This is a genomic window from Cognatundibacterium luofuense (genome assembly GCF_018139685.1).
Classification (GTDB): Bacteria; Pseudomonadota; Gammaproteobacteria; order Burkholderiales; family Burkholderiaceae_D; genus Undibacterium; species Undibacterium luofuense.
In genome coordinates this window covers 333,955-348,036 of record NZ_JAGSPN010000003.1, presented here as the reverse complement: position 1 = coordinate 348,036, position 14,082 = coordinate 333,955, and the positions used below count along the sequence as shown (strand labels likewise).

Genomic DNA, 14,082 nt, shown 5'->3' with positions numbered 1-14,082 from the left:
CTGCAAGTGCGTGCTGCCATCTTGAATCGCTTCAGCATGCTGGGCCGTCCATGCACGGTGGCGGTGGCGTAAATCGGTCTGGGGGAAGGGGTGTCTCGACCTGTTCAGGATTTGTGCAACAGCGCCCAATTTCAGAGATATAGTATTTTTCATTTTCGAACTTGATATTGCAAACGAAGTTAACCTTAATCTTCTACCTCTTAGCTTTTCAGCGCCACCAGATCCGATTTCATTTATAGGCTCAAGCGTCGAAAAGAAGCCAGCGGTGCTTGAATTTCTTTCCGCGATATCACAAACAACAAAAGAACTTGAAGATAACGAAATTGATACTGGAAGATTTTTAACCATCTTTAAAGTCAATCTTCAATCAACCAAAAAGATTAAATCAGCAGATATTATTGTTGGAGTAAATGGAGATGAACATGAATCAATTTTATTGGTATCAAAACATATAGATCCAAATAAATCGCATCCATTATTAAGAAAGGCAATATTAGCCGAAATAGGTAGCAACATTCGAGGTCAAAAATTTAATAGCCATGTTTTCGACGCCATAATATTTCACCACAAAATAAAAGACAATGAAATTTATTGCTGGAAAAATCAAAATCATAATACTTACCAATATTCACCTCAACTAATCGCCTTTCTTAAAAAACTTACAAGTGATCAAATATTAGAGTCAGTAAGGTTTTATAGAGAAAGAAATCGCTAATTAATTTCCTTTCTTATAACCCCAGCCAGCCATTCCCCGCTGGCTTTTTCTTCGCCCTGATGCAGCATCGCGTATTGCAAATGGCTGTCGAGCAAAAGGTATAAGTCCAATGGCGATAAGGGGCTGGTGGTGCCGCGCAGGTGCTTTAGTTTGTTCAGGAAGACGGCGCACAGGTCGATTAATTGTTGTTCGGTCTGATGCAAGACCTCGCGGAAGGCGGTGTCGAACATAGCTTGCGCTTTGAGGTCGTACCACAGGCGGTGCAGGGATTGCGGTTCAGTGGCGATGGCGGTGAAGACCTGAACGGCGGTGTTGATTAGCTGATCGGCGTCGTCGGCTTGCAGTAAGGTGGTGTGCAGTTGTGCGATGAAGCCGGATTTATACAATTGCAGCGCTTCGATCAGCAGTGCTTGTTTATCGCTGAAATAATAGTGGATGAGGCCCAGCGACATACCGGCGCGGCTGGCCAGATCGCGCAGATTCAGCGCGGCAAAACCTTTTTCTGCCAGCAGCAACAGCGCCTGTTGCAGTAATTCCTGTTTTTTCAGCGCGCTTTTTTTGGGTGCTTTCGCGCGCTGTGACGCTGATTTTACTGTCGGTTTTACTGCTGGCTTTACTTCCGTTTTTACCGCAGGATTTTCTGCTGATTCTTCTGCGTTCGTCATCGCAACATCCATTTCAACAGCCATTCAAACCGCGCAGTATACGGTGCCTGCGCCAGCCATGTCAGGTTCAGGCGCGACTGATACAGCACCGGTTTCAGTTTAGAGAAAGTATCGAAACCTTCGCGTGCGTGGTAAGCGCCCATGCCGCTGGGGCCAACGCCGCCGAAAGGCAAGTCGTCCTGCGCGATATGCAGCAGCGTGTCATTCACCGTTACACCGCCGGAAATGGTGTTGTTCAGCACGGTATTGATTTCAGATGTATCGCGGCCAAACGCATACAGCGCCAGCGGGCGCGGACGCTGGTTGATGCGGGTAATCGCTTCCGGCAGGCTGCGATAGGTTTCCACCGGCAGCACCGGCCCGAAAATTTCTTCCTGCATCACCGTCATCTGATCCTGCACGCCGGTCAGCAATACCGGCGTCATCTGACGCGGGCTGTACTGCATTGCGCCCTGCCCCAGTTGGTGCGCCTGCGCGCCCTGATCCACTGCATCCTGCACCAGATGTTGCAGGCGCTGGTAATGGCGCTCAGACACAATCGCGGCGTAATCCTTGCCTGCGCGTTCTGCCGGATACAGGCTACTAAATACTTCACCGGCGATGCGGATAAAAGCGTCGCGCTGCGCTTCCGGCAGCAATACATAATCGGGTGCGATGCAAGTCTGGCCTGCATTCACGCATTTACCGCGCAGTATTGCTTCGGCGGCTTTACGCAAAGCGGCTTCGCTGCCGTCGCCAGGACAAATCAGCGCGGGCGATTTACCACCGAGTTCCAGCGTCACCGGTGTCAGATGGGTACTGGCAGCGCGCATTACCTCATGCCCGACCTTGGTAGAACCGGTGAACAGCAAATGATCAAACGGTAACTGGCTGAAACCCTGTGCGATGGCAGCATCGCCATTGATCACGGCGACTTCTTCGGGTGCAAAATACCGGGCGATCAGGCGTTCAAACAGCGCTGCAAATGCCGGTGTCAGTTCCGGCATTTTGATCATGGCGCGGTTGCCTGCGGCCAGTGCCGCAGTCAGCGGGCCGATTGCCAGAAACAAGGGATAATTCCACGGCACCATGATGCCAGCCACACCCAGCGGTTGCGGCAACAGGCGGGAACGGGCCGGTAAAAACCAGAATCCCGTGCGACGGCGACGCGGTTTCATCCAGCTGCGGCCATGTGATAAGGCATGGCTGATGCCTGCCAGCGACGGGAACACTTCCAGCAAGCGGGTTTCTTCCTGCGGACGGTAACTGAAGTCAGCACTGATCGCTTCCGCAATCTCGGACTGATGCTGTTTCACCAGCGTACGCAAACGCTGCAAACGATCACGCCGCAACTGCCACGGCGGACACATTTCTTTGCCGTAAGCTGTTTTCTGCGCTGCCAGTATCGCTTCCATCGCCGCCTGTTGTACCGCTGTTTCTGCCCGCTGATGCATGTTCATCCCCGCCGTGTTGACTGTATTGGTACGCCTATTCTGCACTTTTTTGGACATTTGTCCAAATTTTTAAAAACAAAGCTACACAGAGACAACTCTGTTGCGCTGGCAGCAATGTTGCATTTTTATGCAGATTTCCGCGTTTACATGTAACTTTAAAAACAATTCCTCTATGATCCGACTCTTGGCCAATCCGCCAATTCCCCATAAAAATCATAAGGAAACCGCATGAGCGCACTCGTAATCAAAGAATGGAAAGCTGATCAGAAACCGGTCGATAGTGCTAACAATTACGTCAGCATTACCGGCCGCAAAGGCGGGCTGGTGGCATGGCTGTTATCGCTGGTCAAAATTGACCCGACCACCACGATACGCGTCAGTCCGGAACGACTGGAATTTGCGTCCGGCTCCATCGAAGGCAACGAGGCGCGCATTATTCCGCTGCAAAATATTTGCTCCAGCTATTACGGTTATCACAAGCCGTGGAAATCGGCGGCCGGTATTTTCGGGTTCTTCCTGTTTTTTGCATTCTCCGTGCTGAACAGTCATGCCCGTGAAGGCAGTTCCGGTGCCAGCGATTTCTTTCTGGTAGCGGGTATCGGTTTTATCATCGCCGCTATTTATTATTTTCTGAACCGCCAGCTGACACTGGGTTTCGTGGAAACCAGCGGCCTGGTCAACGGCATCCGCTTCAAACGTTCTGTGATTGAAAACATTGACCTGACACCGGAGCAGGCGCATGCGGTTTGCGTGATCGTGCAAAACCTGATCGAAGAAAAAGAAAAGCGGATGTACGGCCGCTGATTTCTTAACGCTGAATCTGCAACAGACCACTGCGTCCGGCATCGTTTGTGCCGGACGTTTTCTTTTATACTCGCCGCATCTCCGCTCCTTCCGGCCAACATGAATTCAAGCACAACACCCAGGATTTCCTTTACTGAAGCGGCGCGCTTCTGGGCGTGGCTCGGACTGGTCAGCTTTGGCGGACCGGCCGGACAAATTTCGCTGATGTATCAGGAGCTGGTCGAGCGGCGACGCTGGATTTCGCCTGCACGCTTCACCCATGCGCTGCATTACTGCATGTTGCTGCCGGGGCCGGAGGCACAGCAGCTAGCTACCTATCTGGGCTGGCTGATGCATAACACGCGCGGGGGCGTGCTGGCCGGTGTCTGCTTTATCCTGCCTTCGTTCGTGTTGCTGAGCACGCTGGGCTGGCTATATCTGCGCTTTGGCAATCATCCGCTGATGCACAGCGCATTCGACATGCTGAAGCCGGTGGTACTGGCGATGATTCTGCATGCAGCATGGAAGATAGGTCAAAAAACGATGGAACATCCGCTGGGCTTGCTTCTGGCGCTGGGCAGCCTCGCGGGTGTCAGCTGGCTGCAATTGCCGGTGCCAGCGGTGCTGGCGATTGCGGCACTGACCGGCTGGCTTTATAAGATGCCTGCCAGCAGCGGTCACAAAACCGGACAAACATCTGCCGGCCCCGCCATCATTGATGATCATTCCCCGTTGCCTGAGCATGCACGCTGGCAATGGCCGCGTGCAGCGCGCATTGTGGTGTGCTTTCTGCTGTTATGGTCAGCACCGCTGCTGACACTGATCGCTGCGCTGGGCTGGACGCATGCGTATACGCAGATGGGCTGGTTCTTTACCAAAGCGGCATTCATGACCTTTGGCGGTGCGTACGCCGTAATGCCGTATGTGGCAGATGCGGCGGTGCGCCAGTTCGGCTGGATCAGTGGTGCGCAAATGCTGGATGGCATGGCACTGGGCGAAACCACGCCCGGCCCGCTGATTATGATTGTGTGCTTCATCGGTTTTCTGGCAGGCGGACAATTGCCGCTTGCGGCGCTCGGTATGGCGCCATCGGGATTGCTGGCGGCGGCGATTGTGGTCTGGTTCACCTTCTTACCATCGTTTTTATTTATTCTGGCCGGTGCACCGCTGATCGAAACCACCCGCCATCTGCCATCGCTGCATAGTCCGCTGAATGCGATTGGCGCTGCGGTTTCCGGCCTGATTCTGCACTTAACTCTGTACTTCGCCGTGCCGGTGCTATTCCCGCAAGGCTGGCAAGCGCCCGACTGGAGCAGCATTCTGATCTGCATTGCAGCCGCCGCCCTGTTGTTCAGTAAAAAAATCAACGCCCTGCCCCTGATTGGCCTCGCACTACTGACAGGAGTGTTACGTGCTGGATGGCACATGCTGAACTGAGGCCATCCGTTATGCAAACATCGTCATTTGACGTTTGCGGACAGCCTGACTTTCTGCCGGCGACAGCGGGATTGCTGTGCTGGACTCCGCATTTCGGGTGTTTTCGGGGTATTTTGCGGGTATTTTCAGCCCTGTCGGTGGCAGCCAGCCTGCATAGCACGAAATCAGCCCGTACCAGCCCGTGTCGAAAACGGATAAGGATACAATACGGTCCTTCACAAAGCGACGTATCCGGCTGTGCTTTAGCTGCCACGAAAGACATGACTATTTCTATTTCAACGAATCTGAAAATCAGCGCGGCTGCGCAAGAAAACGCACTGAGTAAGGATCTGAAACGCTTCAATACGCTGATCGAGGAAATTGATACATACCGGCAGACACTGGCTACGCTGAAAGCAGATATCACCGCATTTGACGTGGTTTTTGCCCATGAATATTACCCTCAGGTACGGGCCATTGACGCGTTAAAAGTGCAGCTGATCAAACAGATTGATCAGACCGCCGGACAGACACAAATCAATAAACGACTTGAGAAAATCATCGGCGAATTGATTTACAGCCTCGGCAAAGAGATACTGGATACCGACAGTGAACCGGCGCTGAAGGCCATATTTTCATACTGGTGCAATATCGATATTGATCAGGAACACAGCGCTGAAAAAGGCTACGCAGAGCAAAACTTGCAGGATGAACTGAAAACGGTGACGGATGATGCTGATACCGGCCAGCAAGAACAGGCGCAATCTGCAGCAGAGATTGCAGAGGAAAACGCAGACGACGCCGCAACTGAAGCAGAGAACGCAAAACGCGAACATGCACGCCGCCGGCAAGCAGCAAAGCAAGCCCGTATTGAACAACAGGAAAAGGAAGTCAGTCTGTCGATACGCGAAGTCTATCGTAAGCTGGCCAGCATGCTGCATCCGGACCGCGAACAGGATGAGCAAAAGCGCATTGAAAAAAATAGCCTGATGCAGGAAGTCAATGCCGCGTATGACGCACGGGACTTGCTACGGCTAATGGAATTGCAACTCAGGCTGGAGCAAATTGACCAGCAGCATCTTGCCAGCCTGAGCAAAGAAAAATTACAGCATTACCTGCAGGTACTGGCGGAACAGGAAAAGGAATTGCGCTCTGAAATTCAGTATATGACCGACACATTCCGGCAGCGCTACAACATTTCCCGTCACGAAAAAATCAGTGTGCAGGTGAACCAACTGAAAAAAGAGGCAAAAAACCTGCAAAAGATCGTCACGGCACTGGACAGAGACATTCGGTTTCTGCAGCAAACCGGCGATATCAACATGATGCTGTCTGCGTTCGGATATCACTGAGCCTGGCAGCCAGATTTCAGACACCGTACACCAGCACGGCAAAACTCCTCCAACTGTCCGCATTGAATGCCGCACTGCACTGCTCACAAAATGTGCCGGATTCGTCATCCGGCGATTTCGGACAGCCAGACTTTCTGCCGACGACCGCCAGACTGCTGTGCTGAACACCGCATTTCAGGTGTTTTCAGGCTGAAAAAGCCAGTCCAAAGCTGTTCTTTGGCTGTTCTTTGGCCGTTTTTCAGAACTGCTCCGGCATGACGACAGCTGTTATCCATGACAAAAACTGATCGTACAAACAGAAAAAGCCGCACGAGCGCGGCTTTTTCTGATGTGAACGGCCTTGCAGAATTAAGCTTACTGCGCCGGATAACTGACTTTCAGCGCGTAGTTACCTGCCGCGTAGCCACTGACCAGTACATAAACATCGGTATTGGTGGTGCTGTTGACGCTACAGTTTTCGGTAGAGCTGGAACCGTCCGATTTGCAATCGTAGGTAGTGGTGGTTGGCACCGACACTTTACGTACGTACAAATCCATATCACCGGTACCGGTCGTGCTGGCCGTCAGTGTGCCGCCGGCTTTCAGTTTAAACGGGCCGAAACTCTTGCTCTGGCCTTTGGTCAGGCTGCCGCTGAAGTTTTCGACTTTGTCGCCCACTGCAGGGCCGTCACTGGCCAGTTCCACCGCGAATGACAAACCAAGACGTGCGAATTTCAGCGAATGGTCAGCATTACCGCCCGCATTCTGGAAAGTGTCGTTGGCGGTGTGAATATTCGGATTATCTTGTGTAAACGCCGTTTCAAACGGCATCGATGCCGGATAACCCTGGTTGTACCAGGATGCATGATCGGAACAACCATAGCCGCATTTGTCGTAACCGATTTTCAGGGTCGGCTGATAAGTCGTGATCAGATTCGCGACAAACTGATTCTGTGCGCTGTCGGTGTAATCGGTGTACAGATAAATATCGAGCGGCGAACCTTTGTAATTGGTCATATCCAGCTGCATCACACCGACCACATTCGCATTTTTCGCCTTGAAGCTGGCGGCGATATCTTTCGAGCCAAGCAAACCGACTTCTTCCGCGGCATAGCCAATCAGCTTAATTGTGCGGCGTGGTTTGTAGTTATTGGCCAGCATCGTGCGCAGAATTTCCGTCAGACTGGCAATGCCGGAGGCATCATCGTCCGCACCCGGTGCGAGGGTGGTTTCTGTCGTGCCATTCAGATTAATCGAATCCAGATGCGCGCCCAGCACCACGGTTTCCGCCGCGTTGTCGGTACCATTGATCGTCAGGATCACGGATTTTTGCGGGTAGCTGCTGTGCGTGAACTGCTCCACCAGAATATCGCTGCGGGCGCTGCTCATGGTTTTCCATTTGTTCAGCAACCAGTTCGAGGCATTCGTACCAGCAGTGGTTTTGTAATAACGGTTCGTGAAGTTGGATAAATCGATAATGGTTTGCGCGATATTCGTCGCCTGCATTTGCGCAACCATAGGGCTGACAATCGTTTGATTGTCAATGGTATAAGAAGGACGAGCCAGTGCCGCCAGTGTTTTTGGCTGCGCATACAGCGCGGTAACGGCTTCTTCCTTACTGCTGTGCTGAATGAAGCCACCGCAACGGTTCAGCTTCTGATGCACGATGCCGGACAGTTTCAGCAACTGGGTCTCGCTCAGTTGCACCACATGGACCGCTTCGCTGTGATGGGTTGCCGCTTTGAATCCGGCTACCGATTGCTGACTGTTTTGCACAGAACGTACAGCAGGGATCGCTTGCTGTAATTGCTGGAATGCCGTGTCTCCGAGGGTAATCCAGACGGTTTTGTCCGCCGCAAATCCGGACTGGCTGAACGCCATTCCAGCAGCGACGATCAGTGCTGCTTTTTTTAATTGATGCATAGACCGCTTCTCCATATTTGAACATTCAAAATGCGGCGTGCCGTGCTCTCGTGAAGACAGCCCGCCGTACGGGATTGCACTGGTTAGGGCGTGATTACTGATCGTGCAGCAATCTTGGATGTTTGTTTTCGCCCGCGGTCAGCATACATTCGGTCAGCATAAAAGCTGACAATTTGTCTTACAAAACGGGAAATTTTTCTGAATGACGTTGTGACAATGATGCACTTTGTATCTAGAACTCATTTCATCAATAGCCACGAGTGCGAACGCGAGTTGCCGGGATGCAGTGCGCGGCGCCGTTGCGCAGCACAGGCTGGTGCCTGCGCAAGCGACGCAACAAAGCAATGCGCCCGGCACCTCCGTTCCCGGAGGGTTTGCCTCATAGCGCACGCTGGACAGCGTTGGACGCGTTGTGAATAGCACCGCTATTCACTGCCTCGCCCCCTTGCAGGGCGCATGTGCGCTGGTAAGCGCACATCGTTACGCAGGCATGCAGCTTTGCTGCATGAATTTCCTGCTACACCCTTGCCAGCCCGCGCTATGAGACAAACGCATCTCGCGGGTATTGATGAAATGAGTTCTAAGCGTCAGAGTTGCATCAGGGTGTAACCAGAGTGCAAACGTTTGCGTAAAAATTCAGCAAAAATAGAACACACGGATTGTGCGGTATATGACACAGTTTTTAACAATAACGCATAAAATTGCATTCTATTAAACATTTCTCTCGTGAAATGTCAGGGTTAATATATAATCTCGAAATTCTGATAAGACTTTGACAGATTCCGTATTCCTACTATGCCTTCCAGCCTCAAAAAACAGGTGCTTCGCCCGCTACAGTCTTCATGGCTGTATTTGCGCTGGCTTGATCACCAGATTGCGCAGCTGAAGGAAGAGATCGATGCCTTGCATGAGCAGGCTCGCTCGCAGAGTGTACTGATCGACAGAAACCGTCAGCTGACTCAGCAATGGAAGAGTTTTTCCGAAGAAGCCAAAGCTCAGGGACAAAATACCTACCGCGAGTTTTGCGAAAGCACGCATCAGAATTTATCGGATACCAGCCGTTTATACGTCTCTGAATTTCTGCGCGTACGGCTGCAAATTCAGCGTCAGGAAAATCAGCTGCGCCAGTTACAGCAGCAAAAACAGCAAATCAACGCAGCGCCGCAAGCTGAGTTCCGCTCTCTGCAGGACGAAATGTATCCGTCCGGCCGCAGCACAGTTTAATTCCCTCTCTTTTCTTTACAGCGCCCGCTCACAACGGGCACTGCTGTATTTCGTTACACGACTGCACGAAACTTCCGCCAAACTGTATGGTCTGATAAAACCGCGTGAATTTCACGCCCACGGTTTTCTGTCAGCGTCTGCCTCGCGACGCTTTCTACAAGGTCTGTTATGCAAAAAAATCTTCCGGCAGGTTCTGCCAATTCATCCATTGAACCCGAAGCCCCGCAACGTCGTCAGCTCCTGAAAGGTGCTGCGCTGGCCGGTTTGTCCGGCGGCTTGTTCGCCGCCACCGGCACAACAACAGCCGCGGATCAGCTGGTAAAAGCAACGAGTCTGGATGCCAAACTGAAGCAGCATATCCAGAATGTGGTGATTATTTATCTGGAAAACCGCAGCTTTAATAATCTGTTCGCCAACTTTCCGGGTCTGGCAAAACCCTTGTCCGGATTGAGTGCTGACGCGTATCTGCAAAAAGACCGTGATGGCAGTGTTTTGCCGCAGTTACCGAAAATCTGGGGCGGCATGGTGCCGCGCAGCCAGAACATCGGTGGCAAACAGTATTCGATTGGCGAAGACAAAATTACCGGCCTGGAAAATGCGCCGTTCACACTGAAAGATGAAACCGGCAAACCATTACCGGAATCCGTCATCACCCGCGATCTATGCCATTTGTTCTATCAGAATCAGATGCAGATCAACGGTGGAAAAAATGATCAGTTTGTCGCCTTTGCTGACTCCGGTGCGCTGGTCATGGGTTATTACGGACAAACCAGTCGCAATCTGGGATTGTGGAAAGTCGCGGAAGAATACACGCTGTGCGATCACTTCTTTATGGCAGCGTTCGGCGGTTCTTATCTGAACCATCAGTTCCTGATTTCCGGCCGCACACCGGAATACTTCCACGCAGCGACGACAGCCGCAAAACGTAAGATCGCCGTCACGGAAGATGGCCCGGCTGGCACACGTCTGGCGCTGGATCCGAATTCGCCAAAATCTGCGCTGGAAGGCAAACCAAAGTATGTCAACGACGGTGCGATTACGCCGGATGGTTATGCGGTCAACACCATGGCACCACCTTACCAGCCAAGCTATATCAAACCCGCACCGGGCGGCGATCCGCTGCTCGCAGATCCAGCCGATCAATCCACACTGCCACCGCAAACTTACGACACGATTGGCGATCTGTTGTCACGCAAGGGCATCAGCTGGGCCTGGTACGGCGCGGCATGGCAGGCGGCCCTCGAATACCGTGGCGGCGGTGAAAAACCGAACTTCCAGTATCACCATCAGCCATTCAATTACTTTCAGCAATTTGCGCCCGGCACGGCGGCACGTGCGGAACACTTGCGTGATGGCGGAACCGGAGACAGTCCGATGTCCAACCGCTTCCTCGCTGATGCGGTTGCCGGTAAATTACCAGCGGTCACCTTTTACAAACCACAGGGCAATCTGAACCTGCATGCAGGCTATTCGGATGTGGAATCGGGCGATCAGCACGTCACTAATATTCTGGAACATCTGAAAAAAAGCCCGCAATGGAAGAGCATGCTGGTCATCATTACGTTTGATGAAAACGGTGGCTGGTGGGATCACGTCGCACCGCCAAAAGGTGATCGCTGGGGGCCGGGTTCCCGTATTCCGGCGATTATTGTGTCGCCGTTCGCCAAGAAAAAGCATGTGGATCATAACTTTTACGACACCACATCCATCATGCGTTTCCTGACACGCCGCTTTGATTTGCCTTTACTGGAAGGATTAAAAGTCCGTAATGCTGCATTTGAAGCTCAGCGCGCTTTGCCGCCCGGTGATCTGACCAGCACACTGAAATTCTGATTTCATTGCAGTTGCACTCTGAATAAAAAAGCGGTCTTCATCGGATTGAAGGCCGCTTTTTTGCTGTGCGTCATCAGACATCACGCCGACGCATATCTTACATTCACAGAAAGAATTGGTTGACTTTGCTGCGGCGCAGTATAGTTACACCTGTCTCCTCCAAAACTTAATCGGTTTGGATTTAAGCCCGCCCTCCAGCGGGCTTCATTTTTTTCTGCTCCTGAAAATTTTTCTGCCGGGACAAACGCGTTTCGCCGCATGTGTTCCCACCCGCTCCATAGACCACTACCGGTCAGCATCAGAAGTGCAGTTGTAGGTCAGATCATCAGATCCGAAACTCTATGAGCCGATACAGCAACGGCATTGGATCGTCTTAATGGAAAGTGGGCATCTGATCGAATAAATCGCGCTGCCTTTGCTCAATGCGACCACTGAGACGGGAATGAAGATGCGCTGCAGCTTCTTTCAGCGCACTGACCTGCGCACGTTTTTTAGCGAGATCAGGAAAGTTGGCAGGATGGGCGCTGCGTGCTTCCAGCGCAGACTCGATTTTCCGGAGTTCGAACTCTTCAATCGCCAGCTCAGATAATACCCGCTGAAAATTTTCCAGATCCTGAATCAAATCCGGCAACATACTGGCAATTCTGTCCATACACTTTCTCCGACACCCCTGCACGACGACGCGGGCTTTACTACAGGATAAAGACGAATCGACAGCTAGCAATATCGTTTAGGCAATTCTGAGCAGATATTCAGTCATGAGATCGTGCAATACCACCTGAATACCTGAAAATCACTTCATCACATGCAATATCAGCAACAGTATCAACACTCCCAAAAGCAAAGGCCGGAAATTACGCCTGAACCTGAACGTGGCATAAAACGATAGCAGCGTCAGTAGCAGTGGTGTGGCAACACCCATCAGAATACTGAGCGTCAGCCCTGCAATCAGATCAGCAATCATTGTACCAGCACTGATCACAGGTGGAAGTTTGGAAACGCTTTGGTTTGCCCCCGCATTTTGCGTCGTATGATTTACCGGAGCGGCCTGTCTGTTTTCAGGCAAGGCTGCATCATTTGAAGCGTCGGGTGCAAGTTGAGCATGTTTTTCCTGCATGCGTTGCTCACGACGCTGTAAATCTGTCTTTTCCTGCACCGGTGCGGGGGTAGTTGAGGCTTTCCACCACTGTGCGCCATTTTTACGTAAAGGCACGCCGCCATCAGCCGCCGTTTTTCTCCAGACATTGCCACCGGTAAATGCAGGCGCACCACTCCATTGCTTTTTCAGCCGGTGTACGCGTTGCAGCGCGACTGCCCCTTTTGACGGCTGTACCATCATCAGATAGCGTGCAAAACCTTCTGCAGCACGTAACACATCCGTATTGCCATTCCAGTGCAAGCCAGCAGGCCCTTGTTTTTCAAGTTTATTCAGTAAGGAGCGAAACCGGTGCAAGGTGTCGCGATTCAGGGACGGATGCTGGTTCACCACGATACCGGTCACTTCCTGACGCTGATGCGCGCGCATCACGCGCTGCTTATCCGGATGTAAAGTAAATCCCTCTGCTGTCATTAATTTACTGACACGCCAGAGCAGTTTCCCTACCGGTGCCTTAGGTTCTGCCGCTGAAAATGTCAGATCGTCCGCATAACGCGTGTAACGGAATCCCAGCCGCTGGGCAAGTTGTTGTAATCGTTTATCCATACCGAAACACAACAAATTCGTCAGCGCAGGACTGGTTGGCGCCCCTTGCGGCAATCGTCTGTCTGCACGTGCAACCAGCCACTGTTGGCCGTCAATCTTTACCGGAGAGACTGGCAACTCGGTGCACAACATACTCAGCAGAGTTGCTGCCTGCTCGCTGTAACCAAGCTGCCGGAAAATGCCTTTTACACGGCGCCAGCCTACGCTGGGGAAAAAATCTTTCACATCCAGATTGATGACGATAGCCTGTCCCGTATGCGGAATCGCATTACTCAGCACAGACTTGCCGCCGACAAATCCGTGAGCCGCATCATGAACCGGAACTTTCTGCAATAAAGCATCCAGAATTCTGTATTGCACACGTTTAATTCTGGGCATAGGCGCAGCAATTTCGCGTAAGCCACCCGTTTTTTTCTTCAGCGAGAAATACTGGTAATGCGAATAGCGGCTGACCTTGCGCTGAAAACTTAAGAAGCGCAGCTCAGGCAAACTGATATTCAGAAATGATGCCAAGCCTGCAGCATCGTGAAATTCCGGCAAACCATATTGCTGCAAGCGCTGAACATTACTTTGCTGCTGCACCAGTCCGGCACTCAGGTCTTCACCAATATAGTCAATGCCTGTTTGCCGTCTCTGCCAGAATGCCTGCGCTTTTTCATATCGCTGTTTTATTTTTTCACGCCGGGTCTGCTCACGCCGTTCACGTGCGGCATCCATCCGTTCGCGCTGCAGTAAGCGCAGTGCTTTTTCCGGATCACTGATTTTCGCCAGTTCAGACTGCATGTCCAGTAGTCGCTGCGTGAGAAACTTTTCGCGCTCCAGCAATTCTTCTTCGGGAGCTGGAATATCAGTGCTCTGCGGCCAGTAACCCAGTCTTTGCATTTCACGCAAAACAATGAGGTCCTTACCCTGACTTCTGACATGGGCATACAGTTCATCGCGCGTCATTTGCGACAAAGGTTTGGCGGGAGTTGTAGAGTTCGCTGTCATAGTCAACATAAAATGAACGACAGCAATCAGGAAGAGAGGGCAGGAAGCTCATCGAAGAGCCTCTGGT

11 protein-coding genes are annotated in these 14,082 nt (G+C 51.9%); 6 read left to right on the top strand and 5 right to left on the bottom strand.

Translation table 11 applies throughout. From position 1 onward, the window contains the following. Positions 1-265 precede the first annotated feature (265 nt). A complete protein-coding gene (locus tag KDM89_RS06825; RefSeq protein WP_329604627.1) occupies positions 266-715 on the top strand; it encodes a hypothetical protein in 450 nt (149 codons plus the stop codon). On the opposite strand, the gene KDM89_RS06820 is transcribed toward KDM89_RS06825, so the two are convergent. Then, positions 712-1,380 (bottom strand): TetR/AcrR family transcriptional regulator, encoded by a 669-nt coding sequence (locus tag KDM89_RS06820; protein ID WP_212687181.1) that lies wholly within the window; start codon positions 1,378-1,380, stop codon positions 712-714. The two genes, KDM89_RS06825 and KDM89_RS06820, sit on opposite strands and share 4 nt — an antisense overlap. After that, on the bottom strand, positions 1,377-2,870 hold the full coding sequence (locus KDM89_RS06815) for a coniferyl aldehyde dehydrogenase (RefSeq protein WP_212687180.1): 1,494 nt from the start codon (positions 2,868-2,870) through the stop codon (positions 1,377-1,379). The genes KDM89_RS06820 and KDM89_RS06815 overlap by 4 nt, the downstream gene beginning before the upstream one ends. Before the next feature lie 171 nt (positions 2,871-3,041). Here KDM89_RS06815 and KDM89_RS06810 point away from each other — a divergent pair, with 171 nt between their 5' ends. The 3 genes from KDM89_RS06810 (at position 3,042) to KDM89_RS06800 (ending at position 6,364) form a co-directional block, all read left to right on the top strand. Next, positions 3,042-3,617, top strand: a complete 576-nt coding sequence (locus tag KDM89_RS06810) for a hypothetical protein (protein WP_212687179.1) — start codon at positions 3,042-3,044, stop codon at positions 3,615-3,617. A gap of 99 nt (positions 3,618-3,716) precedes the next feature. Then, entirely contained in the window at positions 3,717-5,033 is a 1,317-nt protein-coding gene (gene chrA, locus KDM89_RS06805; RefSeq protein ID WP_212687178.1) for a chromate efflux transporter, read from the top strand. 260 nt (positions 5,034-5,293) lie between these two features. After that, the gene (locus KDM89_RS06800; protein ID WP_212687177.1) at positions 5,294-6,364 is read left to right on the top strand and encodes a hypothetical protein; all 1,071 of its coding nucleotides are present in this window, start codon (positions 5,294-5,296) and stop codon (positions 6,362-6,364) included. 354 nt (positions 6,365-6,718) lie between these two features. Here the strand turns inward: KDM89_RS06800 and KDM89_RS06795 are convergent, their stop codons facing one another. Then, positions 6,719-8,266 (bottom strand): M20/M25/M40 family metallo-hydrolase, encoded by a 1,548-nt coding sequence (locus KDM89_RS06795; protein WP_212687176.1) that lies wholly within the window; start codon positions 8,264-8,266, stop codon positions 6,719-6,721. An 819-nt stretch (positions 8,267-9,085) separates the two neighbouring features. On the opposite strand from KDM89_RS06795, the gene KDM89_RS06790 reads away from it, so the two are divergent. Both KDM89_RS06790 and KDM89_RS06785 read left to right on the top strand, forming a co-directional pair. Then, on the top strand, positions 9,086-9,490 hold the full coding sequence (locus KDM89_RS06790; RefSeq protein ID WP_212687175.1) for a hypothetical protein: 405 nt from the start codon (positions 9,086-9,088) through the stop codon (positions 9,488-9,490). A gap of 168 nt (positions 9,491-9,658) precedes the next feature. After that, the gene (locus KDM89_RS06785) at positions 9,659-11,323 is read left to right on the top strand and encodes an acid phosphatase (protein ID WP_212687174.1); all 1,665 of its coding nucleotides are present in this window, start codon (positions 9,659-9,661) and stop codon (positions 11,321-11,323) included. Positions 11,324-11,696: 373 nt separating this feature from the next. Here KDM89_RS06785 and KDM89_RS06780 read toward each other — a convergent pair whose 3' ends face one another. Both KDM89_RS06780 and KDM89_RS06775 read right to left on the bottom strand, forming a co-directional pair. Beyond that, positions 11,697-11,975: a hypothetical protein gene (locus KDM89_RS06780; protein WP_212687173.1), complete on the bottom strand. Its 279-nt coding sequence runs from the start codon at positions 11,973-11,975 to the stop codon at positions 11,697-11,699. A gap of 141 nt (positions 11,976-12,116) precedes the next feature. Beyond that, entirely contained in the window at positions 12,117-14,024 is a 1,908-nt protein-coding gene (locus KDM89_RS06775; protein WP_212687172.1) for a reverse transcriptase family protein, read from the bottom strand. Between the last annotated feature and the right edge of the window lie 58 nt (positions 14,025-14,082).